Source organism: bacterium, assembly GCA_009926305.1.
GTDB lineage: Bacteria > Bdellovibrionota_C > UBA2361 > UBA2361 > RFPC01 > RFPC01.
The window spans coordinates 1-26,689 of record RFPC01000036.1 but is presented as its reverse complement, the minus strand read 5'-3'; the positions used below and the strand labels follow the sequence as shown (position 1 = coordinate 26,689).

General features: G+C 44.3%; 23 protein-coding genes and 1 tRNA gene. 11 read left to right on the top strand and 13 right to left on the bottom strand.

Annotated features, from left to right (window positions below):
- Positions 1–157 precede the first annotated feature (157 nt).
- Together EBR25_07515 and EBR25_07510 are read left to right on the top strand one after the other, a co-directional pair.
- Entirely contained in the window at positions 158–487 is a 330-nt protein-coding gene (locus EBR25_07515) for a hypothetical protein (GenBank protein NBW40836.1), read from the top strand.
- Between the two features lie 290 nt (positions 488–777).
- Positions 778–3,054, top strand: a complete 2,277-nt coding sequence (locus EBR25_07510) for an ATP-dependent RNA helicase (GenBank protein ID NBW40835.1) — start codon at positions 778–780, stop codon at positions 3,052–3,054.
- A 183-nt stretch (positions 3,055–3,237) separates the two neighbouring features.
- Here EBR25_07510 and EBR25_07505 read toward each other — a convergent pair whose 3' ends face one another.
- A complete protein-coding gene (locus EBR25_07505; protein NBW40834.1) occupies positions 3,238–3,645 on the bottom strand; it encodes a hypothetical protein in 408 nt (135 codons plus the stop codon).
- Between the two features lie 245 nt (positions 3,646–3,890).
- On the opposite strand from EBR25_07505, the gene EBR25_07500 reads away from it, so the two are divergent.
- Positions 3,891–5,165, top strand: coding sequence for a hypothetical protein (locus EBR25_07500; GenBank protein ID NBW40833.1), 1,275 nt, complete (start codon positions 3,891–3,893; stop codon positions 5,163–5,165).
- An 87-nt stretch (positions 5,166–5,252) separates the two neighbouring features.
- Here EBR25_07500 and EBR25_07495 read toward each other — a convergent pair whose 3' ends face one another.
- The 7 genes from EBR25_07495 to ytxJ all read right to left on the bottom strand — a co-directional run bounded on the left by EBR25_07495 (position 5,253) and on the right by ytxJ (position 12,085).
- Entirely contained in the window at positions 5,253–6,077 is an 825-nt protein-coding gene (locus EBR25_07495) for a hypothetical protein (GenBank protein ID NBW40832.1), read from the bottom strand.
- Positions 6,078–6,259: 182 nt separating this feature from the next.
- Entirely contained in the window at positions 6,260–7,396 is a 1,137-nt protein-coding gene (gene bshA / locus EBR25_07490) for an N-acetyl-alpha-D-glucosaminyl L-malate synthase BshA (GenBank protein ID NBW40831.1), read from the bottom strand.
- Positions 7,393–9,006, bottom strand: coding sequence for a bacillithiol biosynthesis cysteine-adding enzyme BshC (gene bshC, locus EBR25_07485; protein NBW40830.1), 1,614 nt, complete (start codon positions 9,004–9,006; stop codon positions 7,393–7,395). Before bshC ends, bshA begins: the two co-directional genes overlap by 4 nt.
- 24 nt (positions 9,007–9,030) lie before the next feature.
- Positions 9,031–9,831 (bottom strand): ABC transporter permease, encoded by an 801-nt coding sequence (locus tag EBR25_07480; GenBank protein NBW40829.1) that lies wholly within the window; start codon positions 9,829–9,831, stop codon positions 9,031–9,033.
- A 4-nt stretch (positions 9,832–9,835) separates the two neighbouring features.
- Positions 9,836–10,651 (bottom strand): daunorubicin ABC transporter permease, encoded by an 816-nt coding sequence (locus tag EBR25_07475; GenBank protein ID NBW40828.1) that lies wholly within the window; start codon positions 10,649–10,651, stop codon positions 9,836–9,838.
- Positions 10,648–11,673: an ATP-binding cassette domain-containing protein gene (locus EBR25_07470; protein ID NBW40827.1), complete on the bottom strand. Its 1,026-nt coding sequence runs from the start codon at positions 11,671–11,673 to the stop codon at positions 10,648–10,650. Before EBR25_07470 ends, EBR25_07475 begins: the two co-directional genes overlap by 4 nt.
- 52 nt (positions 11,674–11,725) lie before the next feature.
- Positions 11,726–12,085, bottom strand: coding sequence for a bacillithiol system redox-active protein YtxJ (gene ytxJ, locus EBR25_07465; protein ID NBW40826.1), 360 nt, complete (start codon positions 12,083–12,085; stop codon positions 11,726–11,728).
- Between the two features lie 82 nt (positions 12,086–12,167).
- Here ytxJ and EBR25_07460 point away from each other — a divergent pair, with 82 nt between their 5' ends.
- Together EBR25_07460 and EBR25_07455 are read left to right on the top strand one after the other, a co-directional pair.
- Positions 12,168–12,875, top strand: a complete 708-nt coding sequence (locus EBR25_07460; GenBank protein NBW40825.1) for a hypothetical protein — start codon at positions 12,168–12,170, stop codon at positions 12,873–12,875.
- A gap of 166 nt (positions 12,876–13,041) precedes the next feature.
- Entirely contained in the window at positions 13,042–13,398 is a 357-nt protein-coding gene (locus tag EBR25_07455; protein ID NBW40824.1) for a hypothetical protein, read from the top strand.
- 44 nt (positions 13,399–13,442) lie between these two features.
- Here EBR25_07455 and EBR25_07450 read toward each other — a convergent pair whose 3' ends face one another.
- Positions 13,443–16,142 carry a leucine--tRNA ligase gene (locus EBR25_07450; GenBank protein NBW40823.1) on the bottom strand — a complete coding sequence of 900 codons (2,700 nt, stop codon included), beginning with the start codon at positions 16,140–16,142 and terminating at the stop codon, positions 13,443–13,445.
- 104 nt (positions 16,143–16,246) lie between these two features.
- A complete protein-coding gene (locus EBR25_07445) occupies positions 16,247–17,347 on the bottom strand; it encodes an alkene reductase (protein NBW40822.1) in 1,101 nt (366 codons plus the stop codon).
- Positions 17,348–17,707: 360 nt separating this feature from the next.
- Between EBR25_07445 and EBR25_07440 the strand changes: the two genes are divergently transcribed.
- Positions 17,708–17,784, top strand: a tRNA-Asp gene (locus EBR25_07440).
- 126 nt (positions 17,785–17,910) lie between these two features.
- Here the strand turns inward: EBR25_07440 and EBR25_07435 are convergent.
- The gene (locus EBR25_07435) at positions 17,911–18,948 is read right to left on the bottom strand and encodes a hypothetical protein (GenBank protein ID NBW40821.1); all 1,038 of its coding nucleotides are present in this window, start codon (positions 18,946–18,948) and stop codon (positions 17,911–17,913) included.
- Between the two features lie 288 nt (positions 18,949–19,236).
- On the opposite strand from EBR25_07435, the gene EBR25_07430 reads away from it, so the two are divergent.
- Both EBR25_07430 and EBR25_07425 read left to right on the top strand, forming a co-directional pair.
- The gene (locus EBR25_07430) at positions 19,237–20,352 is read left to right on the top strand and encodes a hypothetical protein (protein NBW40820.1); all 1,116 of its coding nucleotides are present in this window, start codon (positions 19,237–19,239) and stop codon (positions 20,350–20,352) included.
- Positions 20,349–21,311: a hypothetical protein gene (locus EBR25_07425; GenBank protein ID NBW40819.1), complete on the top strand. Its 963-nt coding sequence runs from the start codon at positions 20,349–20,351 to the stop codon at positions 21,309–21,311. Before EBR25_07430 ends, EBR25_07425 begins: the two co-directional genes overlap by 4 nt.
- Positions 21,312–21,705: 394 nt before the next feature.
- Here the strand turns inward: EBR25_07425 and EBR25_07420 are convergent, their stop codons facing one another.
- The gene (locus EBR25_07420) at positions 21,706–23,109 is read right to left on the bottom strand and encodes a sigma-70 family RNA polymerase sigma factor (GenBank protein NBW40818.1); all 1,404 of its coding nucleotides are present in this window, start codon (positions 23,107–23,109) and stop codon (positions 21,706–21,708) included.
- Positions 23,110–23,335: 226 nt separating this feature from the next.
- On the opposite strand from EBR25_07420, the gene EBR25_07415 reads away from it, so the two are divergent.
- From EBR25_07415 to EBR25_07405, 3 genes are read left to right on the top strand one after another with little or no spacing between them, the layout of a single operon-like run.
- Positions 23,336–24,466: a hypothetical protein gene (locus EBR25_07415; protein ID NBW40817.1), complete on the top strand. Its 1,131-nt coding sequence runs from the start codon at positions 23,336–23,338 to the stop codon at positions 24,464–24,466.
- A gap of 58 nt (positions 24,467–24,524) precedes the next feature.
- Positions 24,525–25,181: a hypothetical protein gene (locus EBR25_07410; GenBank protein ID NBW40816.1), complete on the top strand. Its 657-nt coding sequence runs from the start codon at positions 24,525–24,527 to the stop codon at positions 25,179–25,181.
- Positions 25,178–26,152: a ribokinase gene (locus tag EBR25_07405; protein NBW40815.1), complete on the top strand. Its 975-nt coding sequence runs from the start codon at positions 25,178–25,180 to the stop codon at positions 26,150–26,152. Before EBR25_07410 ends, EBR25_07405 begins: the two co-directional genes overlap by 4 nt.
- A gap of 16 nt (positions 26,153–26,168) precedes the next feature.
- Here EBR25_07405 and EBR25_07400 read toward each other — a convergent pair.
- Positions 26,169–26,689, bottom strand: a 521-nt coding sequence (locus EBR25_07400) for a hypothetical protein (GenBank protein ID NBW40814.1), incomplete at its 5' end; no start/stop codon positions are given.

The window sequence follows — 26,689 nt, the reverse complement described above, 5'->3', positions numbered from 1 at the left end:
TCGGTGTGAGATTGAAGGAAAACGTATTTTCTAATGCTATTAGAAGGTTAGAGCCTGTTGTGGGCATAAGGCATTACGAAAGAAACGGCTTCATCTTCAGGAGATAAGCAGAGTTTTATAGCCTGTAAGAAGAAACACATCTTCCGGGGGGAGGATAATGAAAAAAATAATTCTCCAGTGGAGGAGTGTACGAAAATCTCTTAGTGTCCTTGGTCAGGATTCACGGGATGAACGTCTAACCAATGCTGAGTGTGGAGTAGCTATGCCTGAGTTAGCTCTCGCCATTTCCCTGGTAGTGGTAGTTTCTCTTGGTTCACTTGTTGCACTGGATACAGTGATCAATCGGTACACCGCTCAGTCTTTACGGGTGTCTGAGTTTGTAGCCCCGTGTGGGGTTTATCTTCCGATAGCTAGTGCTAACAGCCCCTCTCCGTTGGATGAATTCTTAGAGGTCGATCTCGTGAGCAATGGGATAAGCTGTTCATAGATGTCCCGATTCAGATTTCATTCTGAAGTAACTCAGAAAACAAAGGGTGCGCTCTTCACCGAATGAACAATCTAGCCTGGAAGCTCTCCTTGCTGGTTTACAATACCTCTTAATTACCCGAATCAAGACGATTCTTTCATAATGCTCATCATTTATTCTATTCATATCAGAGGGTTATAATAATTAGATGAAGATAGAGATAAAACTATTCAAACTCTATTTTAAAAAGGGTAGAGTCCCTCCTAGGTTTGCGAACAAGTTCATAACGTGAAGGATTAAAGGTAGATTCTATGTCCAGCATGGGGACCCCCCAAGGTCGCGCTCACTTCCATAAGAACGTTCATGGAAGACCTCATAGAGCAAAGAATCCCACCTACCCTCCCTATTCTTCTTCTCAAAATTCTTCTTCTCAAAGTTTTCGGGGAATCCAGTTTCCAGTCGCATTTAAAAAGAAGAGTGTTGTTGAAGGTAGAGCAAATCAGGTTGCTGTAAAGGATGTTGCCGAACTGAGTATGGAAGAGCTCTTAGAGCGAGCTCGCCAGGAGCGCGAGGCCCATCTTCCTATATATAAAGTGAAGAACGAGATCCTTCACCAGATTAAAAATTCCAATGCCATAATCATAACAGCCGAGACTGGGGCGGGTAAAAGTACACAGGTGCCCCAGATGCTGATTGATGCTGGTTATACGGTGGTACTTACCCAACCTCGGAGACTAGCGGCATTTTCTGTAGCAGGCCGAATTGCAGAGGAGCGTGGATCTGAGCTGGGTGAAGAGATTGGTTTCAAGCATGCGTTTGACCAGTCGGTAAGTAGTAACACCAAACTTGTCGTTACAACTGACGGATATACTCTGTTAAGCCAACTTCACAGTAAAAAAGCTCCTCCTGATATTTTAATCATAGATGAGTTCCATGAACGGAATCAGTCAATGGATACCCTGATTGCACTGTATCGAAAGGCATGGAGTGAAAGGGATCAGTCAGGAGGGGATCCCCAATCAATTACAATACCACGCTTGGTGATTATGTCGGCAACTCTTGATGCTGAAGGGATATCAAAGAAGCTAGGCGGAGCTCCAATTGTACACGCAACTGGAAGAAGCTATCCAATCGAAACAAGGGAACGCGGCGAATCTATGTTAGAGGATGTGCGTGATCTTGTAGAGCAAGAGAAAAATGTTCTTGTATTTCTGCCGGGAAAGGCAGAAATACGTACCTTCAAGGAACGCTTAGAATTAGAGGGTTTAAACGCAGAGATCTTCCCCCTTCACTCACAGTTGCCCCTGGAGGAGCAACAGAAATCAATGAAGATCTATTCCAAGCCAAAAATCGTCCTAGCAACGAACATTGCGGAGACAAGTATTACGATAGCGGACATCGATGCGGTAGTAGATTCGGGTTTAGAGCGAGACATGATGCTCCACCGTGGCGTTGAGACATTGAGTATTCATCCAATCTCGCAGTTCAACCTAGAACAACGGAAAGGAAGGTGTGGTCGATGTGGTCCAGGAGTCTATATCTATCACGGGGATGAGCCGATAGACAGGCTGCAGAAAGTACCCACACCAGAAGTGCAGCGAGTTCCACTTGGTGAACTGATTCTGACACTCAATGTGGCATCTCGAGAAATTGAGCAATTGCCATATTTAGATGCTCCTTCTGCTGAACATATCGAGTATGGAAGGAAGAAATTACGACTGCTCGGATTATTGAGTCCCCAAGGCCGAGTAACAAAAGACGGGGCAAAAGTTGCAGAGCTGCCAGTCGGTGTTAGTGATGGTGCAATGGTAGTGCACGCACAAAATCTAACGCGAGAGAGGCGAGAACTGGCTCCTGTACTGGAGTTGGCGATTGACATCGCCGCTATTAATGCTGTTGAAGGAATTATCATTCCTGATAAGCGAAAGCTCTGGAGTAGGTATACGAATGAAAAGCAGTCAGACCCTATATCACAGTTACAGGTCCTTCATGCTAGTGAAATGCAGGAACCGCCTCGGCATAGTAAAATGGGAATTGACACATTGTCTCTTCAAAGACTTCAAGAGTATCGGAATCTATTGACCGAGAGGCTTGAATTAGGTGAACGCCCACAAGAGCTTCCTGACTTAGTAAAGCGTTTATCTGAGGAGATGTCCCCAGCGCAATCTCGCACTGATTCCTATATCCAAAAAGTGAGGGACGGATTGCTTGAATCGATTCTCAAGTCGCAGATGGACTCAGTCTTTGTTCTCGTAGAATGTGAAGACAATATGACGCAGTACAAAAATCTTGGAGGATCTGGGATCCGGAGGCTTGCCAAGGGGTCAGTGATTGAAAGCTCACAATATATTGTAGGACGTCCTTTTGACCTTCTCGTTATGAAAGGGAGCGGGGATGCAGTAACAATTCCACTTGTGCTTATGGCGACGGAAGTAAGCCCAGATTTGGTCAAGAAATTTGGAGCGCCAGAGCTGAAACGAGAAATCATTGAACAGATTAAAAGGTGGACAAAACACTTTCGTTTAAAGGAAACAGGGGAGAAAAGACCTGGTCGTCCCAGCAAAAGTTGGGGCAGGAAACGAAGGTGATACAATTCGAATCTGACGATTCTCCATCGAAGGACTAAGCGATGTATCTTAGCGCGTAAACCCTCGCCGACTTCAGAAGATGGATTTGATATCAAGACTTTGAGAGAGCGTGAGAACCTTTAGGTTGTACTCCAAACGAGTCACAATGCGTCAATTGAGACGTTGAAAATTTAGTCTCGCTTATTACCGCTCACTTATCTTTCGATGGAGTTTTTCTGAAAGGTTAACGCTCGCTACGCCAGATTCATTCTGTTCAAATCTTGTTACACATATCAAGCGTTCTCGATTGAGAGCATCTTGCATCTCTTTCGTATGCTCTTGATCGGGATCAAGTGCTTTCGGCGTATTACTGATAATTACTTGCTCGCCTTTTATCTCAACCCTTACATTTTTCGGATCTGGAGCGTAGGAAGTTGAATGTAGGTTCCCATCTATGTCTTTAAACTGAGCTATCTGTGTTCGTGCCGGAACGATGAGATCAATATATTCGTCCTGCTTAACAGGGAGGCGCTCTTGATCTGGAGTTACTACATGAACCTGTTGGTCGTCTGTCCGTTCGATGCCAATAGCGGTTTTTATTGAACTGTCCATAATTCCCCTTTTGCTATACACCCGTAAAATAGCGTTATAAAAGCATAGCAAGTAGCAATTTGATAGTCCACAGCGAATGAGGAAAACTGAGCGAGTCTTCGGCTGAAGATTCATTGATTACAGAGAGTTAAGAGTTTTGTTCTCATGAAAGCCTTATGGCAAAAATAGAAGAAACTGCTTTCAGAACTCATTGAATCGTGGCGATCATGGCAAGGCCCAGTTGAGAGCGAGAGACTTCAACTCACATGTCTCGTTCTACTTTCCTCTACGTTAGTTTCTGGCTCATTCTCGCTGTGTCCGTTCGAGAAGCGTATGCCCAGTACCAGATCATTGAGCCTGATCCGTATCGGGGAAATGAGCGTGTAGGGCGGCTGTTTTCTTATGACGAGCAAAGTTTCATAGATCGATTTACGTATCGTTTTGATCCAGAGGACGTTACATCGTGGAATCACTGGGGAGAAGGATTGAGAGTTACAGGCGGCAGTGTTTCTCGAGATGAAATGTATCTCATTGCTCAGTTCAAAGAACGTTGGCTTGTAAATGGCTCATTGTTCGCAACGTTTCGTTATCAGAAAGATGAAGACTTTGACTCGCGGTATAATCGTGAGCTTTTCGGTGCAGGCGTAATGTTTGGGAATGGATGGAGCCTGACGCTTATGAGTGATTTGCAGCCTGAGAAGCGAGATACCGACATTCAATTAGAGCTACAATGGGAGAGCGCTCCTGAGCTGGAGCTAAGGAGTAATAGGAACAGCGAATTCAATCAGAGGGAGTTTTTCCGATTTGCAGTTGTTTTTGTCGATCCCTTTTATAACGAAAAAAGTGATGAGTTCTTTTATGAGGAAAGGCCATACACCTTATTTGGGGAAGGATATTTCCGCTTTCTTGATAAAGGTTCTCTTCATGTATGGATGAATTGGAATACAGATACTGAGTTTCGCTCACGGGGTGAGGATTTTCACTTCTCTTATGCTCAGCAAGAGGGGGGTATGACACTCATGTATGGCCATCCATCTGATCTCACGTTTCTCTCTTCAATCAAGGGCCAGACTGGTAGCCGACGGTGGCAAGATGCTTTACAACGGTCGAATCAAAAGCTCAGTCGAGAGAACCTGGTAGCCGATCTTGAGTTCAGAGCTCGTATTACTCCTGCATCGAGAGCTTGGTTCGGGATTCGTTACTTTCTTCTGGAGGAAGAGGTAATTGAATCTGAGTTCAGCCCCATTGATGAGAGTGATAAGCGTACTGAGAATTATCTTCACTTTGGGATCCTGTATACGGTATCTGATTCAATCATGTTTCGACCGGGAGTATACCTCAACTTTCTTCAGCAGAATCAAAAAACTGAAGACCTCTTGAATCCAGTCTCATCTTCGCGGAGTGTCGATACTGGCCGTATCACTTTTCCCTTGCAGATATGGTTCCCGCGTTATCACTCCACACTGACGATTAATCCTACTTTAGAGTGGCCTGGCCATCCATTCGGAGGGCTAGGGATACAGGTGAGGGTGCAACTCTAGCTCGGAGAGCCTGAAGAGGTTTGAGCCAAGGAATGAATGACTACGATATTACACATTGGCCGCAGGTAGAGGTGAAATCTTAGTCAGCTACTTCTTAGGAGCAAGCTTTTCTTGAACCTCGCTCGGGATCCAAACCTGAAGCGAGAGGTCTTCAGGATCAAGCCCTATATCAAAACCATCTATCTTTTCACCATCAACATAAAGTGCGAGCCCTCCCTCTTCCGAATGTCGCACGTCACATCGTGCATCAAGTGCTGGATCGTCGTATTCTCGGAGTCTCATGAGCATGGCTAATCGAAGCCTGATATGCTCCTGGATAATTGAAGGCGCTTCAGAGCGAAGATCCTCAAAGTGTTCAATACTCTCATAGAATGCTCGAACAGAGGTTGCTGGTTGCAGAAATTGAATATCCTCATCTTCAATACCTAGCCCCAACATCTCATCGGGATCATGAAAATATTGACCAAAGTAGCCAGTTCGATTTTTAAAGAGCTCAAGAGTCGCATCTTCATCTTTTCCGCTAATCATGCCATATCGTTTTTCTTCATCCGCTTCTGGGTTAACAATCTCAATCGCAAATTTATATGAAGTGCAGGTTGTGACTTCGTTACCTGAATCACTCTTCTTGCTTGCAACTTGGATAAAGGGATTCAGAGTACGGACTTGATAGTCTTTATATTCTTCGCTCAAACGCGATTTAATGGAAGCTTTGAGCTCTTGGGTGAAGTTTTTATAACGCTTAAAATCTTCTTTGGATGGATTGGTACGCGTGAGAATTTGTGGGTTATCAAATGTGACACCCCACTCCTCTGAACTTTTCACGAATGTCGCATATTCAGGCATTATGGAATTACTGAAGTTGGCATGAGAGAGCTCATTGTTCGAGTCGTCTCGTGATTTATCTTGATGCATTATCTCCCCTTATGAGGACCTCTGCAGCTCGCGATTCAAGGGCGAGCCAGAAGGTCTTCTCCACACTTCCAATAAGATAACGAGTTCTCGATTCTTAAGTAATAGACGAGGCGGAAAGGCGGGTAAGATATTGATTATATGTACTAAAAAAGCACGTTTTCTCATGCTGAGCGACAAGGATTTTAGCCAGCGATGTCCTGATACAATGCTTCATAACGGTCAATCATTGGGGCTTCTGTAAAGTTTCGCTCAACATGTCTCCTTGCAGCGAGTGAAAACTCCTGACCGCATCTGGTATCGGAGACAATCTGTATACCGAACGTACTCATAGCTTCAATGTCTCCCACCTTCGCCAAAAATCCAACTTCTCCATGTCGCACTACTTCAGGAATTCCCTCAGTAGCAGACGCCACCACTGGTACTCCGCAGCTTAAGGCTTCCAGTGCTGCTAGGCCGAAGCTTTCGTGTTGACTCGGTAAGAGAAATAAATTTCCATACGGCAATATCTCTGAAAGATGTTCCTGATTACCGAGAAAAATTACTCGTTCCCGAAGTTGAAGCTCGTCTACTAGAGCTTCACCCATGCTCCGCTCAGGACCGTCTCCGATCATGACTAAATAGGAATCACACTTTTGTTGTATTCGTGCAAATATTTGAATGACATCTCCAATACGTTTCGTTTTTCGAAAATTGGATGCATGAATGATGAGAGGTAAAATATTACGTTTTTCACCAATCAGTCGAAGTATGGACTCTTCCGTTCTATGACGAGGTGCAAATTGGTCAGTATTCACAAAGTTTGGAATTACTGAAATCTCATGTGTTTCCGGTATGCCGAGTTTTTTATAGGTAACTTCCTTCAAAAATTCGGATGGACATGTTACCCGATCGCTTTCTGTAATAGAGAATCTTGTTATTGGAAGATAGCTTTTATCTTTCCCTACAAGAGTAATATCTGTGCCATGTAGCGTGGTAACAATCTTCGGTGCATCCTCTCCAATAACCTGTTTCGCAAGAAAAGCGCTGGTCGCATGTGGAACGGCATAGTGAACATGAAGAACATCGAGGGTTTCTTGTTGATGAACCTCAACCATCTTGGAGGCAAGAGCCACAGAATAGGGAGCATATTTAAAGACAGGACTATCTGGGACGATGACTTCATGAAAAAAAATATTTTCGGTAAACCGATCCAATCGTCGTGGAATTTCATAGCAGATGAAGTGAACTTCATGCCCACGTCGAGCCAGTGCCATACCTACTTCAGTTGCAATAACGCCACTGCCACCAAAGGTTGGATAACAAGTGATTCCTATCTTCATGCTCTGCCTGCTGTAAGAGACGTCAAATCGTCTTCAATGATATAGGTAAGCCTCTGTTGATGTTCAAATGGTCTTATGTCTTCTCCTAGAAGGTGAATGAAAGACTGAGCCAACGTTTCTCCCCAAGAGAATATGTTCAGAGTTCTCTCCTGCGGTGCTTGATTGGGGAATAGGTATATCTGAATTTTCGTCAGTTCGTCATTGAGTTCTTTATATTGTGAAAGGAGCGTGCGCTCATACGTTCCTCTAAACTTAGACAGATTGGTAATGATTGAGTTCCGAGTAAGATCAACGGACTTCTTTAGACCACCTGCAACTGTGAGAACGTCACTGGCTAATGTATCGTAGATGCCGAGAATCTGACGTTCTGCGGAGGAGAATAAGGTCTCTGGTCGAGAGGCTTCCGTAATGCCGCTTTGAAATACCAGGTCACTGATGGGTTTTGAAAACTGATCGATGGTGAGCCCTAGCTCTTTTAGACGTCCTTGGAGTGCTTTCGAAATTATTGTGCAGTGACTTCGAGGTAAAATGAGGGGCTGCTTGAGTCCAAATAGAGGATAGAGCGGTTTTATCTGTGATAGATAGCGAAACTCAGCCGGACCAGCCACGGTAATAGCAGTAGGAAAGAGAGTATCTTGAAAGAGAGGACGGAGTAGGGCACTTGAAGTAAAACGGTGTGGTTCTGTCTTTATCAGTTCAAGAAGCTCAGGTATTAGGAACGGAGTGTCTTGGTGGTACAACCTATCAATATCTTCTGCATGGGGTGTCAGTCTCTGACGTTTTTCCTCCCAGCTCATAAAGAAAAGAGGACTTCCTTTTTTTAGTTTTACTTGTGTATGAAATCCATTTTTAAGGAGAACGTCCTCTCGTTGTAATAGGAGCTCCGAAATCTCCCTGTCTTTACCGAGAGCCGTGGGAAAGAAATTGGCCCGTTCTTCATCAAGTTCTGATTGAAGCGGATCAAAAAAGAGAATTCCGGTAGCGCCTAGAATATGCTGCATACACTGCTGAAATGCTCGAGGAAGAGATGTTCCAACCTTATGGTAGGGTTCTAGAAGATGCTGAATATCTTTGCTGAGGGGAGATGTATCAAGAACATCTTTTACCGTTTTGGAGGTTTCTTCATCAATTACAATTTTTCCCACGGAATCATGACACGCAGGCTGTTTTAGCATTAGGGAGTACAGACCCTCTTGCTCGCTATAAAAGGAGGTTGATTCTATTTCTTTATAATCATGATCCTCTGTTTGCATCCAGAATATTGGAACACATTTTACACCAGTTTGTTCTTCAAGATCGCGAGCTGCTTTTACCGCCGTGACTGCTTTGAGTACTGTAAGATAGGCACCTCCAGCAAAGCCGATTTGTTGGCCTGCGATTACCGTTACGACCCCTTGATGAGAGAGTTTCTCTAGGTTCTCTTTTTGTTTTGGCAATGGGCTACTATTAATCTTTGTAATTGCCGATAGGGCTGCTGATGAGACGCCTTTCTTTTGTGCTTGATGAATTGCGCAGATCCTGTCGGGCTCTTTTCGGAAATCTAGCGAGAAGAGGTCCTCAGCTCCCATTTCTTGGTTTAGAAATGCCTTTAAATGATCTCTCTTTTCCATAGTATTTTTGAGGGACAGAGGCTCCTAGCTACCCGTTGAAGTGTACTTTTTTACACCAAGTGACCAGCACATTCCAGAGATCGTTGCTGTAATAGCAGCTACGAGGGGGGTAGCGTAGCAAAGCATCTCAAACCCTTCATGATTGAAGTAATGTGTTGCTGGATAAAACGCGACGAAGGCAAAGGGAACTACCGTTTGAAGGATGAACTGGATAATTGGGTGGAAAATGGGGAGGGGATAGCGTCCGAAAGCGATCATATTATAGAAGGGCGGATTGATCCCGATCCGATCCTCGAAGTGAAATGAAAATGATGCCAGAATAACAAAAACAGAAAGAAGAATTATAGCTCCACTGGCAGCACTAATAATCAACCAGAGAACATCAATCAACGATGGAGTCAGTTCAAGCTGAAAGGAGGCAAAGCCGAGAGTTAAGAGCCCGATGATGAGGCTTCCTATAGAATCTAAATTGAAGGACTCGAAGAGAATTTGAGGTAAGGTGCCTAGGGGACGCAGGAGCACCCGGTCAAATTCGCCTTGGATGATGTATCGATCACTAAATCCGTAGAGATTAATAGCTATTGAAGAAAAGAGCGCCATGGAAATCATGGAATAGCCATAAATGAATAATACTTCATCTCGTGACCAGGCTCCAAGTGCCTTTACCCCCTCTCCAGAAAACAAACACACAATAAAAAGTAACCCAGAGAGTGTCAGGATAATATTTGCCACTATGCCAGCTATGAAATCTCCTCGGTATTCGAATTTCTGTTTAAAGAACTGGATGAAGTATGCGACGTATATTGTGAGGGTGGGAGATTTCACGGGTTTAACCTCCCTGGACTGTCAGAGAACGCATCGCCCGATGCCACATAAGTGCACCGACGAGCGTCAGAATAAGAAACCATGACGCTTGGAGAAGTACCGCATCCAAAATGTCATATTCAGAGACTTTGCCGAGGTAAATGGCGAGTGGAATATAGGCAATTGCCTGGAATGGCATCCATTCGAGTAATGATTGGATAGCGGGTGGAAAAAAAGTCATTGGGAGAAGAAGTCCGGACAGAAGCATTATAATGTTATGCTTTGCGCGCATAATCCCTTCAATGGAGTGAAAAAAGAATGCAAGAAGTCCGATGATAAAATTGAGGGCAACAAGCACTGCGAATCCAAGAAATGTGGATAGGGCAAAATATGCAAATGCGAGCGTGGAGGTGGGGAGAGTAACTGGGAAAATAGAAACAATGACGAGCCCAATTGGAATTGAAAAAAAGAGAAGGCGGAAAAGAGACTCTCCGAAAGCTTGGCAAAAAAGGGTGGTTTGGAAGCTTACTGGACGCAGGAGAAAACTTGTGATCTGACCAGAGCGGACAAGGTTATGGACCTCATTATCTATATTCGAGAAATAGAAGCTTCGAGCAATCCACCCAATCGCTATATACGTCACCATTTCACTAAAGGTAAATCCGTTTATAAGAGCCCCTTCATGCTGGTTTGCATACACCGCTTTCCAGATGAAGTGATACACCGAGACAAAAATAAGATAGGTAAAAATGCCTGTATAGTACCGTAGACGATATGCAAGCATTTTTAAGAAAGCACATTTCCCAAAAGCAATGTGTGCCGAAAGAGAGGAGGACGTCATGAAGATATTCCTTCAGGCCGAAAGACTTGTTGCCCTTGCTGATAGATTTTCATCACGACATCTTCTATTGCAGGTTCAGTAACGGTGAGGTCAACGAGTGGAAACGCCTCAGATATTTGTTGAACAAACCGAATGGGATTAAGTTGTGTTGAATCAATGCTACACACTAACCGACGCTCACCTTGTTGTTCGATGATGACTCCTTGTGGAAATCGTTTTTTCAGTTCCTCTTGAGGCGCGTCTTCCGCGAAGTCAAAAATTACTCTGCGACCAAATCCTGGGAGGTTTTTTAGTGAATCTAAGGAACCACTAAATATCGCTGAGCCTTCATCAATAATGATGACTCGCTTACATAGTTCTTCTATTTCCGTCAGATCATGCGTTGTTAGGATAATAGTGGTATTGAAATCGCGATTTATCGCTCGTAGAAAACTCCGCACATTATGTTTCCCAACTTCATCAAGACCTATAGTTGGCTCATCTAGAAAAAGAACTTTTGGTCCATGCAGTAGACTTGCCGCGAGTTCTCCCCGCATTCGTTGACCAAGGGAGAGTTTTCGTACTGGAACGGAAAATAGGTCAGTAAGGTTTAAAATTTCTGAGAGCAGTTGAAGCCGTTCGGAATATTCCCTTTCGGGTACTTGGTAAATCCGTTTTAAGAGGTGAAAGCTCTCGATGAGTGCTATATCCCACCATAGCTGAGTGCGCTGTCCAAATACGGCACCGATATGCTTCGTGTAAAGTTTTCTCTCTTTTGAAGGATTGAATCCCAAAACATTAATAGAACCAGATGAAGGGACAAGAATTCCACTCATCATTTTTATCGTTGTTGACTTTCCAGCTCCATTTTGACCGATATAGCCAAGCACTTCTCCTTGAGCGACTGAAAATGAAATATCTTTTACCGCTTCTATTGCCTTGTGTTCTCGATGAAATAAATCGCGAATACTACCGAGTATTCCCTCTCGCCGCAGGGGTACGGTATATATTTTTCGAAGATTTTGTACCTCGATGACATTCATTAGAGTTTCGATACGGTTATACGGTTTTCAGCGTAAGGTGCTACCTTATCATTTACTTAGCTTCAATCGAACCGAGAGCCTTTTCTATGTTCTCAGCAGTTACTTCCCAGTGATGTGATTCCCACATAACAGAGCCATTCAAAAATATAAACAATTGAGGGCTTTCATGTTGGATACCGGTATCTTCTTCGATCAGGGCGGAAATATCTCGATGTTCGAGCAGATCTAAAATGACTACCTCTAATTCTTGAGAATTGTCTTCAGAGAAACGTTTCATCTCATCAAAAGCTGAAGCACTACGAGTGCAGCGAGTTGAATGTTTCATGATGAGCACCGGGCCCGAACTGCTTTGCTGTTTCAGTTCTTTATATTGGCTTATAGAGGACAATTCTTTCATTTGATAACTCCTCATTGAAAATTATGAGTGTGAAGAGTACTCTTTTTTGAGTGCCACAACAACGCTGGAGTCTTATGGACCAGAAGGGAGTGATATCATGTCAAAGACGTACGATGTAGTAGTAATTGCGCCTCATCCTGATGATGCTGAGATGGGAATGGGCGGGACCATGATTAAGCTCGTCCAGGCCGGTTATTCGGTCTTGAGTATATGCCTCACGCAGGGTGAGATGGGAACCTATGGCAATATTGAAGTCCGAAAGAAGGAGTTTGAGGACGCTTCCGCTGTTATAGGCTGTGACTGTTTGATGCTTGATTTCCCAGATACCGGCATTGAGAACGACCGCGAGTCACGAATTCGAATTGCTCGTCTGATAAGGGAGTACTGCCCAAAACTGATTTTTGCTCCGTACTATAGTAATGAGCGAGCGTTGCCACGTGGCTTGGTGCATGTTGATCATTATACGACGGGAGCGTTGGTTCGAGATGCAGTTAAGTTTGCACGCTTAAAGAAAACAGTTCCGGACATGGAACCACACAATATTGCTAAACTATACTTTTTTATGGTTCCAGAAGATCGCCATCCAAATCTTGTAGTCGATGTATCTGACGTGATTGAACAGATAGAACAAGCTGTTCTCTGTTATAACACGCAGATGGCGATTTCATTTCGTGAGCATGGAATTAAAGACGTAGTGGATTTTATGAGAAAGCAAGCTGGGATGAAGATAGGCGTCTCTTTTGCGGAGCAATTTCTCACAGATCAGTATCTGGTAATGACCCCTGATCAATTCTTTTCGGTATAGAGATTCATCAGCGGGCCTGTTTGAAAATCATCGAATATCGCTGAAGTAGTAATCTTCAGCGTGCTTTTTGCGCCTGACAACAGTTCTTTCTCTCGCTTATGTCACCTCAAGACTGATACAGGGAATAATAGTTCTAGGGTGAGGGATATTGACTGCGGAGGTTTTCATGCAATATGTCCTTATCATTCTTTCAGCAATATTTCTTTTTCCACTTGCTGCTTATTCTGAAGTTCAAAACCCTGGAGAGAAAGAGGATTGTACTCGAGAGTCATTGCTTTTTGATGAGAGTGATAACGCTGTTGATGTGCTCAGTGATGGTGTAGAAATTGAGTATGGCTGCAAGCCCACAAAAGCGTGCCGCGATCGTCATAGCATAGGAGAAGACGATGATTCCATTTTTGAACGAGATATATTCGACGTGCATCCGAAACAAGGGTTCTCATGCAGTATTTGTACATACTGGTTTAATGTATTTGATTTTCCCGTATGTGGATGCAAAGAGAAGCCGGCGCTCAAGGATTGATAGAAGAAAAAGGGAAGCGTCTCTTCTGTTCATCCGATTCATAACTATCGCTGAATGACGTTTACGAGCTTTGGGGATTGGTCATTTTTATTCCGCACAAAAATAAACTTATCTTCCGCACTCAACGGATGCTGGGTGTTGCTCATGGCTTCCATCGAAAGTTGTTTTAGTGTCTCATCACCAGTATCAAGGGGAACGTCTATCAGTCCTCGTTTTTTCCCATTTACCTGAATAACCACCGTAACCTTATTTTCCTGAAGGTATTTTTCGTCGTATTGAGGCCAGTCCGCATAAGCGATCGATGAGGTATGCCCAAGCCGCTCCCAGAGTTCCTCACTAACGTGTGGAGCAAAGGGTGCTAGGAGTTTTAGAAAGTTTTCCGCCGTTTCTTTACTTACTTGAGAGCTTATGAGCTCGTTTAGACATTCCATCAGTGCTGATATTGCAGTGTTGAAACGAAGCTCTTCAGCGTCTTCTCCAACTTTTTTAATGCAGCGATGCAGCGATTTTTTGACGTCTTCCGACTCTTCCTCGTTGGTTACAAAGGGACGAAGCGGTTCTTCACTACTTCCTGTAACGAACGACCAAGCACGTCTTAAGAAGCGCGCAGTGCCTGTAATTGCTTGAGAATCCCAGACCTTTGATTGATCAAGTGGTCCCATGAACATGAGATACATGCGGAGAGTATCTGCGCCATACTCTTCAATGATTTCATCAGGATTAACCACATTCCGGAGAGACTTCGACATTTTTGCTATGATTCTCTCTAGCTGTTCCCCTGAATCTTTCTTTATTGGATGTCCTTGAGCATCATCTTCGACTTGATCGACGGGGACAAGTGCTCCCCGCGAATCTTTATAGGCATGAGCCTGAATCATTCCCTGGTTAAAGAGTTTTTGGAAAGGTTCCACCGTAGAAACGAACCCAAGGTCGTACAAGACTTTATGCCAGAACCTCGCATACAGGAGGTGAAGCACCGCATGTTCGGCACCACCAACATACAGATCGACATTCATCCACTCTTTTTCAAGTTCTGGAGCCCACGGGGCTTCAGCGTTATCAGGATCGATAAAACGGAGATAGTACCAACACGAACCAGCCCACTGCGGCATGGTATTCGTCTCTCTGCGACCGTTCATACCAGTCTTTGGATCAGTCACGGTTAACCAATCAGCGGCTTTTGCGAGGGGTGATTCTCCTCCATCAGATGGCTTATAATCTTCAACAGAAGGTAATACGAGGGGAAGCTCACTCTCTTGAAGGGCTGTAATCGTTCCATCTTCCCAATGCACCACTGGGATGGGTTCTCCCCAGTAACGTTGGCGAGAAAATAGCCAGTCGCGGAGCTTATAGTTTATAACATGCTTGCCGAGTTCTTTTTCAGTAAGCCATTTCGTAATACGACTCATCGCGTCGGTATTAGAACTTCCTTCTAATTGGAGTTCTTTGGCAACAGGGGAGTCGCATGGCAACATTGTGCCTTCTTTTGTCCAAGCAATTTCTCCAGAATCACTCTTCTGTATTGTTTCAGGATCACTCTGAGATGGAGTAATAACAGGACGAATGGGAAGGTCGAATTTTTTAGCGAATTCGAAATCTCTTTCATCATGAGCAGGAACGCCCATAACAGCACCAGTCCCGTAAGAAGCGAGCACATAGTCGCCCACATAGAGCGGAACCCGTTCTTCATTGATAGGATTTATTACGTAGCTTCCTGTCGGAACACCTGTTTTTGAGCGGTTATCAAGAGTTCGATCGAATTCGCTCATCTTTGCGGCATTGTCTATATAGTTCTTTACCGTTTCTTGTTGCTCGGCAGTGGTAAGCTCGTTGATGAGCGGATGTTCAGGAGCAATCACAAAAAAGGTAACGCCGAAGAGAGTATCGGGTCTGGTCGTAAATGCGGTAAGTGACTCTTTAGAATTCTCAACAGCAAATTGAATCTCTGCCCCATGTTTTTTCCCGATCCAGTTTCGTTGTTGATCTTTGATGCTTTCGGGCCAGTTAAGTGTTTCGAGCTCATCAACGAGTCGGTCTGCATAGGCGGTAATACGAAGCATCCATTGGCGCATCGGCTTTCGAACAACCTCATGGCCTCCTCGCTCAGAGCGTCCGTCTATAACTTCTTCATTCGCAAGTACGGTTCCGAGCGCTGGACACCAGTTCACCATTGCTTCATCGATATATGCGAGGCGATAACTCGCCTGATAGTCACATATAGCTTTATCTCCCTCATTAGCGATATCTGTGGGGATTGGAAGTTCTTCAATTGGGCGAGCTTTTTTGCTCTCTGGATCGAACCACGAATTATAGAGCTTTAGGAAAATCCACTGGGTCCATCGATAGTAATCTGGGACGCACGTATGAATTTCTCTATCCCAATCGTATGAGAAGCCGATTCGTTTCATCTGCTTCGTGAACGTTTCACAGTTGATTGTGGTAATTTTGCCAGGGTGTTCACCAGTAGCTACTGCGTGTTGTTCAGCGGGTAGTCCAAATGCGTCATACCCCATTGGATGGAGCACGTCATAACCATTCATTCTTTTAAAGCGGCTATATATATCAGTAGCGGTGTACCCGAGGGGGTGACCAATATGGAGCCCTGAACCTGAGGGATAGGGAAACATATCAAGGCAGTAAAATTTCTTTCGGCTTGGATGTGGCTTTTGTCGAAAAGTCTTATTTTTCTGCCAGTATTGCTGCCATTTGGGCTCTATGGTCTGGTGGCTGTATTCGGTGCTCATGATTGCTCTCTAAAAAGCGAATGACACAATTAACTTCATAATGCTCTAGAGAGTAGCATAAAGATAGTGTGTTACAACTTCTCGTTTTCATCGAGCAAGAAATTCTATGCTGCTGGAGGAAATGAGGTATATCCTTCACCACCAAGGGAGCAGTCATACCAAACAGATTGAGGGGCCTCTGCTGTTAGGGGCAGAGAGTTTTTAAAGCGGTCAACCAGATCGGGATTGCTGATAAACGGCCGCCCAAAAGCGATCATATCAGCTGATCCTTCGATAATTCTTTCGTTTGCGGTCTCGAGGCTATATCCACAATTTCCGATGATCGGTCCAGAGAATACGTCACGGAAATCTTTGAGAGTCATTGGCGCACCGAGCTCATGAAATCCGAAAGCGAGCCCGTCTATGACATGCAGGTACCCAATATTGAGGGCACTGAGCATAGAGGCTGTATAGAGGAACTGTTCTCGGTAGTCAGAGGATCCCATATCGTTAAACACCCCATTTGGAGAGAGTCGGACACCGATTCTATTTGAGGGAAGGACTGTTTGAATTGCTTGTACCACTTCTTTTAGAAATTGAGCTCGTTTTTCAATACTCCCTCCGTATTCATCTTCTCTTTTATTGGTTTTTGACTGGAGGAACTGATCGAGGAGATATCCATTCGCACTATGTATTTCTACTCCATCGAAGCCAGCTTCTTTTGCGGCGAGGGCCGCATTTTTATAATCGTTGACTACTGCTTTTACCTCATCTGTTGTGAGTGCTCGTGGAGTCTCATAAGACTTTTTGCCAAGTGGAGTTTGGACTGATTTCCCTTCTAGCTTTATTTCGGAAGCACTTACGGGCAGACCAGTTGAGGGATGAAAATCTGTATGGGATGACCTGCCACAGTGCCAGAGTTGTAAGAAGAAAGGTGTTCCAGTTTTTTTAAGTGAGGCGGTAACGTTTTTCCAGCCTTCGACTTGTTGCTCTGTGTATATTCCTGGGCTGTTTGGCCATCCGATACCTTGTTCCGAGATTACGGTAGCTTCAGCGATGATAAGACCTGCTGAGGCTCTTTGCGCGTAGTATTCACCCATGAGCTCATTTGGAATTCGAGTTTCACCAGCGCGACTTCGGGTGAGAGGTGCCATGACCACACGGTTTTTTAAAGAGAGGTCGTGTAGGGTGTAGGGTGTGAGGATAGGGTGGGTTGTATTGGACATGAAAGGCTCCCTGGAGGTTTGATATTGAAAAGAGTAGCGAGAAGCAGACGTGAAGAACAAGGGGGTTAGTCAGGGGAGGTTCAGGGGTTATTTGGGCAAAAAATATCACTTATTTCCTTATAATCTTAAGGGGTTTGATTTTCATGGGGCACTTCGCTATCTTTCCGCTTCCGCATGAAGTGCGGAGCCATAGTTCAGTTGGTCGAGCTTATACCGCGGAGCGGTAAGAGAGGAGCAAGACCCCCGGTGCGACCGTTTAGGTTGCCAAACGCGAGAGCGTTTGAGGGGGAGAACGCGAGGAGAGCGTTCGAAGCTTTGAACAGTTCGGGCAAGTGAGTTATGACTTCAATGTCGTAATGCGGAGCCATAGTTCAGTTGGTTAGAACGCTCGCCTGTCACGCGAGAGGTCGCGGGTTCGAGTCCCGTTGGCTCCGCCATATTTCCGTTCGGCACTATGCCCAATTTCCGCTCGGCACTATGCCCATCTCGTTTTTCCCGCCTATTTTTCTCGGCTGATTGTTTCCTGCTCAGTGCTTAGACTGGATCACTTCCACGACTAGAAATCATGGTGAGATTGGAAGACTGCCAAGCTCCACGACTTTTGCTCCAAACTTATTCAAGAGTTTAAATTGTCGTCGTTTCCGGGCTTTCCTAGCTTTTCGGAGTAATCTGATTGACTTTCGTATTCCTTGAATCCGTTGAAGATCAGAGGCCCAAAGCTTCGCTTGCTTTAAGTTCATAATCATCTTCCGAATTTGTTTCTTTATGAACCTTTTGTTCGTTTGATTCTGAGCAGCAATGGTAAAGTTATCAGCAGCGGACTCAAGCCAGGCTAAAAACATCATGTTTCGCCCTGAAAGGTACTGAACCCCAGGAAAGGACGCGAGGAAGTTCTGCGCCAAAAGTGTTGAAACTTTCGTATGATAACTGTTTCCTCCTCCGAGGACGCATTGCCCAAGTGGATTGGTCACATTATCGCCGCCTGATAATAGACCAACTATTCCTTCATAACCTGCTAGCGAAAATGTCATCGGACCTCCAGAATCTCCAGCACATGTGGAAGCCCCTGAAGTAAAGTGATTTGAGATAATAAATCCAGGTGTTGTGGCCAGAATAGCAACGTCAGCAGTCTTTCCGTTGACGGGGCCTAGCTCGACGAGATCCGAATTCTCATTTGTGCCAAGTCCATATACGGAAACAGGTATCCCTGCTGCCATGGGAAGGTCGACAATTACTGGAAGGGCAGGGACATCGAATATTGGGGTGTCCAGTATGAACATGCCTATATCTGTGCCTTGATTGCCAGCAACTCCGGCAATTTCGCTATAGTAGTTACTGTAATAGCTCGTACTGGGAAATCGTGGCGTATCGTTTATCCAGATAACTACCGAAGAAAGTGACGTGCCATGAATACAATGTGCAGCAGTTAATACTTCCGTCGGTCCTACAAGGCTTCCAGTACAGCTCCCTCTATCAGTTTCTATGAACGCAATTGGCGAATTCCTGAGATCAATACTGCTGCCTCCGATAATTCGTGGTAGTTGCTGAGCCGCAACACCAGTGGAAACGAATAGAGAAATAAACAGAGCACAGAATTTCATAAGTATTCCTTTCGCGAAGCTGCTTCAGGATTACTATTTTCACGCCCTTAAGCAAAATAATGCATTCTTCCCAAATATTCAGGCGGTTATCTGAGCGCTAAATACTCAACGTCCACCAACCCGCTGGAAAATATTCTACGAACGGGCAGCCGTTATAAACCCGTTCATCTCGTAAAAGAATTTTGTTGCCTAGACTTGACTCAACCAGAAACCCATGACACTTTATCTTACTAAAGCACTTTAGTAAGATAAAGTACTGCGTTCAGTAGATAATAAAAAGTGTATAAAATGCAGAATGTTACAGCAGATAAAACCAAATCAGAGATAGTGAATCCCACTTCACAGGGTTCAAGCTTTGAAATGTCGCGGTACACTTTGCCCCCAGTCGAAAGTTTTTTCTCGATGCGAGCTTCTGAAGAAGCGCCTTCAGGCAGAGAGGTTCTTGAGTGTTTAAAAACTCGATTAAAGGTTGAGAGCGCTGTCATTGCTCAGGGCTACGGACTAGAAGATGGACCACTGCCGGTTCGAACTCTTTCATATGTCGTACCTACTCTTCGATTACTCAAAGAGCTTCCTGATACCACATCTGCAGAAATTTATATCGCCACTCAAGGGGTCTTGAGAGCGAATCCAGATTTTGATCGAGCCGCTGTCTTGCAAAATGAGGCGAACCTGACGAGTCTCCTCTCGCACTATATTGAATTAGTCCACCCGTCACTTCAATCAAGAGTTCGAATCCTTACCGACAAACATTTAGAAGTTAACTCTCCGACTGATAATTTTATCGTTGAGGTAACACAAGACCTTGCTCAAGTTGTCGCCTCAGATCAGAGCCTTTCTCGTTTCATTCAGAAAAAGGGGGGAGATAATGCTTTACGTTATGTTGCGGAGCATGCGGTCTATATGCGCGATGCGATTCAGCCGCGTCCCTTTGAACATCTACTTGTAGATGAAATGCAACGTGATGTTGATAACGTCATTATGATTGGTGGTCCAGCAGAGAAGATTTTTTATCGAGCGCGCAAGCTACTAGTAGAGGCGAAGGGTTTAAACCATGCTGCTCAGACGGCACAACTCATTACTCCTGTCGGAGAAAAACGTCCCCCATATCATTTTGAAGATGGTGAAGTCGCAATCAGTGATTTTCAATCACGAATACATTCAACATCGCCTGAAAAACTCCTCCAAGAGATCTCAACGGCTGTGACAAATGAATACGGAAGAAATCATTCTGTCGTTCGTGATCTTATGGTCCTTTTTGCTGATGCAGGCAACTTTAGTGTTCTCCCAGATAAAGGAATGGTCCGAGCATGCTTAAGTGGAGCACTTGAAGCACCGTATAGAGAGGCTTTAGAGAGAGGCGTATCAAAACTCAAGAATGTAGTGGAGAAGCTCTCGATATGATTTGTTCAGATACCATTACTCCGTTTATGAGTAACTTACAGACTATCTTTTTGTGTGATCCAGGAGGAAATCAAACCTATATTGTAGCGAATGAAAATAAAGAAATAGGAAGTGCAAATATAGGAGGGGTTCACCATCGTATTCTTCAGAAATTCCCCAAATTAGAACAGGGTGGCTACCTGGTCCCGCCGAAATTTTCAACCTCTGCAGCACGACTAGAAATGGCTGGTGGTGAGTTTTGCGGCAATGCCCTCAGATGTCTAGCTGCCGTAGTGGCTTCTACACTAGAGGGAAAAACATTCATTGCGGAGGAGCTTATCCAAACGAATGCGGTATCAATACACCAGGATCACTTTCGGGCGAAAATAGAGATTTCGGGTTGCGAAGGACAACTTAGCAGCCGGATATGTACAAGAGATGGGCGGTATGAAGTCGAAGTGGCGATGCCCTCTGTCTGTTTTGAGGAAGTTCTTTTAGATCAAACAATTTACTTAAATGCCAACCCGTACCAATGTAACATTGCTCATTTGTCTGGAATTAGCCACCTCGTGTTCAGAGATGCTGACATAGCCACGCTTTCAGATTATGACCGAAAAGCACTTCTCACCAATGCCGAGACACTCTTTCACCTGAAGGATGTTCCCGCCATCGGACTTATTGATATTCAATCGAGTACATTGGGTGAAAGTATTACCCCATTTGTATGGGTAAGAAGTATTGATACCTTTTTCTTTGAAACTGCCTGCGGTTCTGGCTCAGTTGCCTGTGCATTGGTAAAAGCCGCTACAGCTGAAAATAGTCAGAGTCTTGAGGTGCAGCTCCTGCAGCCAAGTGGTGCATATCTGTCTGTCGAAGTATTCCGGAAACGACATCCTTTAGGAATCGAATATTTTGACACGAACCTCAGCGGGTCAGTCCCAGTTGTGGACTCTCATCAGGTAAACCTATCAGAGAAGTAGAGTAAGAGGGCTTAATTATCTTATTCTTTCTTTTTTAGAGAAGCGAAGAGGAAGCTATGTTTTCATTAACTCATGGGATTGATCTTTTGGTGTATTAGGCCAGGACAAATCGGAGAGCTGCTATTGAACTGGCTCAAAAGTTTGAAGAAGAGCGATGATGATATGGAATATCATGCAGGTCTTTCGTGTTCTTCGTTTTTGGTTGTTTTACAGTGGGCTGGCACTGGCAAATACTATTCGTAAAACGTGGGGCGATTGCTATCTCAGATACTGTTGATGAATGCTTTGCCTTGAAGCATGTATATATGTATTACAAACTCGAACTATTTTATTTTCAGCGAGAAAAACTATTGAGGAATTTCTGGTGTTGATTATCGAAATGTCGAGAGAGTCCTCAGATTCCTAATGATTCTTCCAAAAATAACTTGAGATCAAAATTTTCGTGTTTTTTTCGAAGTTTTTTCAGGGCTGCAACTTCAATTTGGCGGACTCGCTCACCACTGATTGCTTTCCCATTCTCCCTAATTTCCCCGACTCGCTGACCAATTTCCTTTCGCGAGAGTGCTGGATATCCCTCTAAGCCAAATCGAAATTTTAGGATCTCACGTTGTACATGATTAAGAGTATCATGAAACGCCTTAGAAACTCTCTCTTGGAGTTCCTCTCGAAGCAAAGGAAGAGGGATAGATGCAGCCGGTGTATAAGTAACCGAATTAATGAGCCACGATGTATTCTCATCCTGATTCGGAATATCAAGGCTCCTCGGTTTTGAGAGATAAGGGGACAAGTTCTTGATGAGTTGCTGACTCACTCCTAGCCGTTCTGCTACCAAATCGCCATAAGGCTGAAGGCCCTCTTTTACGAAGCTGTCTATTGTCTCTGCAATTGAGCGCATTAACCGTTGATGTTCGATTGGAATATGTACTAGCTTCCGATTGACCATTAAGCCTCTCATAATCCGTACATTGATCCAATGGATAGCGTACGTGCTGAAGCGACATCCTTCTTCTGGTCGAAATTTCTCACATGCACGTAGTAGTCCTACATTGCCCTCTTGGATTAAATCTTCAAGCTCGAGTCCTAATCCTTGATATTTTTTTGCAACTGCAATGACTAGTTTCAGATTTGTCTCAGCAAACTCTGCCTTGAGTGAACGATGTCTCTCAAATACCGAAAAGAGCGTATTGAGTTTTCCAAGCGAAGCTTCTTTTGTTGTAGTGAGCATTCGTTGTTGTTCAATGGTCTGTTCGGCATCCTTTGTGTGGACAGAATAGAGCGCGTCACAAACTACATAAGCAAGATCATCGATGAGCGAATCTTTCCATGAATAAGAGTGACACTGTTTGACGAGTTGATTCTGTGTCTTACTGGTAGCGATAGAATCAGCCTGGTCTGAGACTTCATTTCGATGCAAGCCTTCCAGAGTTTTAACCGTAGCATGAAGAGATTCTATAAGCCCTGGAAGAGTCTTACGGAGCTTTTCTTGAGCGCCTAACTTCAGGATTCTCTCATCATCAACTACATCAAAAATCGGAGCCTTGTTATCCAGTATATTCTGCAAGCTCCCTATGAGCTCTCTTGCTGCCAGCGGATATTGGAAGACCTCTCGTTGAAGCTCTTGGCGAGTTTCTTTCAGCTGTAATGCAAGCTGTACCTGCATTTCAGGTTTTAATCCCGGATGAGAATTAAGAGAGTTGAGATATAGACCCACCACATCAAGGGACGGGAGATCTGCTTCGCTTAAAGAAAGAGCAGAACGGGGCGCTTGACGTTTTAATTCGTTTTGATTGGCGTTCATTTTTCTCACGTGAATTATCCGCACAGCATAGCAAACTTGTTTTCTTTATGCGTTCCTTTACAAAAATTTTCATTGATACACAGCGGTCTTCAATAACTATTGAGTGGTCCGCTGCCAAGATTAGGCCAGTACTTGTGTAAGTGCATGTAAACACTATGATATTGGTGTTAGCATTATTCCGATGAAGAATTAGTTTAAGGAACACAAGATCGATATATTCGAAGCAATGGATCCGCACCAAGAAACAACTCAGCATACAGGCTTCGGAGATAGTCCTAAACTACCTGAAAGAGCGGGCTACATTGATTTCATACACGATCGCAGCAATATTATAGAAACCTTCTCGCACTCGATTCTTCCTCTTCACCTCGATGATGTAGCAAGCGAATTTTCATTCAAAACCCTAAAAAGATTCGCTCGAGGATTAGAGACGAGTCGGTGGACTCCAGATACTGCTGTTCTTCTCAAAGGATTAAGAGCATCCGAGTTTATTGACCTTCTTTCCTTGATGAAGGATGAGAAAAAACGGTTCCAGTTATCACAGGCATTTGCTCTTGAAAAGGCATGTAACGCTGAACTCTTCAGGAAAGTAATTGGACTGCAGGGGACTCCCGATGAATCTACGATCGGGCGACAGCGAGAATGGTTCAAAAATGCTTTTCACCTTCTGGAAAAAATTGATACGCCACTGAATCAAGAGTCAATAAGAAAGGTTATTAGTCATTATGGAAAGTCTGATAGCTTAAAGCAGCGTTCTCACAATGCCCACTTTCGAGCAGACTGGCTCTACCTCCGAGATCGAGGAGATGAGACTGAACGAAAATTTCCCTCTGGATGTGCCGCATGGGCCGGTTTTGGAGAAGTCTATAATGAAGGAGCAAAACGAGAGCTGAGATTATTTAAGACAATACTGGTGGAGAGCAGGCCTGGCGAACTCTACATGGATACTCCGATGGGAATAATGTTGTCATATAAGGGAATTCCTCAAGCGGTAGTGGGGTTTTTCCTTGATCAGCAAGATGCTGGTTGTATCCATATTAAACAGATCCAAGGAGTTGTGGCTCTGAGACCCCAAGCGGAAGTCGGTCACGTGGAACGTTATCCTACTCGAGGTCTTCCAAAGCTTCATTGGGAGAATGCCTTAGTTGAGATAGTGGAAGATCTGGCTCGCTCTCTCGAGGTAACAAAGGTACGTATTACCTCAGCTGACAACAATCAATGGAATGGGCATGTCAGCTATGCATCTCGCAGAACGTTAACTGCAACACAAGCATTCCTACGGTATGACCGCACAGCACTTCAGTCGGGTTATGAGAGGAGTGACCAAACAAGAGACTTCATCAAAGAGATAAACTGATAAGCTTTTTTCTGAAAAAATAAGTGGCATACCCGAGGGAAAAGGTTAAATTAGCGGCATGAACTCTACGTTTTCTATTTATTTTGCAGGCGAACTTTTTAGTCTGAAACATCTCTTAGGGAATGCCCTCTTAGCAGAGCAGATTCACACGCAATCAAAAGGGCTGTACTCCTGCTTTGTGCCGCAAGATCTTGAACAACGCGATACTTCCGCTATCTCCATTCGAGATCAGGATCTCCTGCATGTGATCAAAAGTGACCTTGGAATTTTTCACTTTGATGGACCAGAGCTCGACTCAGGAACGGTGGTTGAGTATATGGTCGCAAAAATGCTGGATATTCCCTCAGTGCTGATAAGAACGGATTTTCGAAAGGCAGGAGACTCTGACGGAGATCCATGGAATTTGATGTGTGTTGGTTATCCGAGAACAAAAGTAATAGTCATAGACGGTATGGCTCTCTACCAAAAGATAACAAGCCAATGTAGCGGATCGAAGTATGACGGTGCGGTCGAAGCATCAAGTGTTATCGCTATTCAATTGATTGAAGCGCTTGATGAAGTAAGGAATAAGCCCTCGATTTTTTCTGGTTCTGAGATAGAAGCAGTTTATCAATGGGCTCGGAAATTCCCTGGAACAACATTGGAAAACCTTTTAACGGATGATCTTCTTGAAGAAATAGTACGGGCGAAGAGGAGTAAAGGACTCATAGCATGAACTCAAAAGTATGTGTTGTTGGCAGTTTTGTTCAAGATCTTGCTTTTCGAACGAATGAGTTCCCAAAGGCTGGAGAGACCGTAATTGGTGAATTCTTTTCTGGCCCAGGCGGAAAAGGCTCAAATCAGGCGGTAGCATCGCATCGGCAGGAAGTGCCAACGCTTTTTGTGGGTTGTATCGGAGAGGATCTCTTTGGGAGAGGATATCGTGCGTGGTGTGAAGAGCAGGGTCTGTCAGTGTTGCTGGAAGTATCACCTCAAAAGACGTCAGGGGCAGCATCGATTGTTGTAAATGAAGAGGCTGAGAATAGTATTGTAGTAGCCCTTGGAGCGAATCTGGATTTGTCACCAGATTTCGTACTTTCGGCGTTGCAGCAACAAGAGCAAATTGAAGTGCTGATTTTTCAACTGGAGAGCAATCCAATAGCGACTACTCGTGGACTTCAATATGGAAAAGAGAATAATCTCCTGACAATTTTGAACACCGCACCGATGAGTTCCTCAATCACCCAAGAGCAGTTAGAGCTTGCAGATTATATCACTCCGAATGAATCTGAGTGCGTTGCATTACTAAAACACTTCTGTAACCGGGAATATGACGAGACATTTCATAGGTTATCCGATGACTCGATAAGAGAAATGTTCGTAGAACTTCCAGTGAATGGACTCTTGCTGACTCTAGGGGCAGAGGGGTCACTTCTGTATCAAAAAGAAGAGCCACCGCGGAAAGTACATAATATTAAACAAGGTCAGATTTTGAGGACCCCCTCAATTACTGTTACGCCTACTGATACAACTGGAGCCGGGGATGCGTTTAACGGTGGACTTGCGGCTGGAATAGTTCGTTACGAGGGAGATCTGCCAAGAGCAATTCAGTTTGCAACTACCGTTGCAGGGCTTTCTACAGAGCGTGATGGAACTGCTCCAGCTATGCCTTCTCTTGATGAGGTATTAAATAGGCAAGAGTCGTAGCTTCTCGCTCTGCATTTTAGTCTATGTTTAGAGGTTCTTGAGACCCCCGAGCGTCTCGCGCTTGAAGACATTGGACCGCTTCAACGAGGACTTTTTTCCGAGCTCTAAAGAGCTGTGTTTTTACCAAAACATATGGATTTTCTGTTGGAGCCGTGGTCTGTTTAGCCAGGTCAGTGAGTGGTACGTGATTGACGGCAGCATCTAACAAAAGCTTACGTTCATGAAGAGAGAGTTCCTTTAAGCCAGCCATGATAGCTTCTTTTATGAGTTCTAGAGTGGGCAGACCAGAGCCTGAGAGTTGAGTCGCTTGTCTTATAATTACCGTTTCTTTTTCTCCAGTTGGTAGCTTCGCAAAACGACTCCATATAAATCCATTGACTTCATCTGCGGAAACAGATTCTTCTTGAATGGTGGATGCCCTTGTTTTTGGTAGAGCGATTTGACGAAGAGAGTCCTCAAACGCTAGCCATTCTTTTCGTTCCAGTTGTTCTGGTACTGATAGAGTTTCTGTTCGGCTTAATCCCATAGATAAAGCGC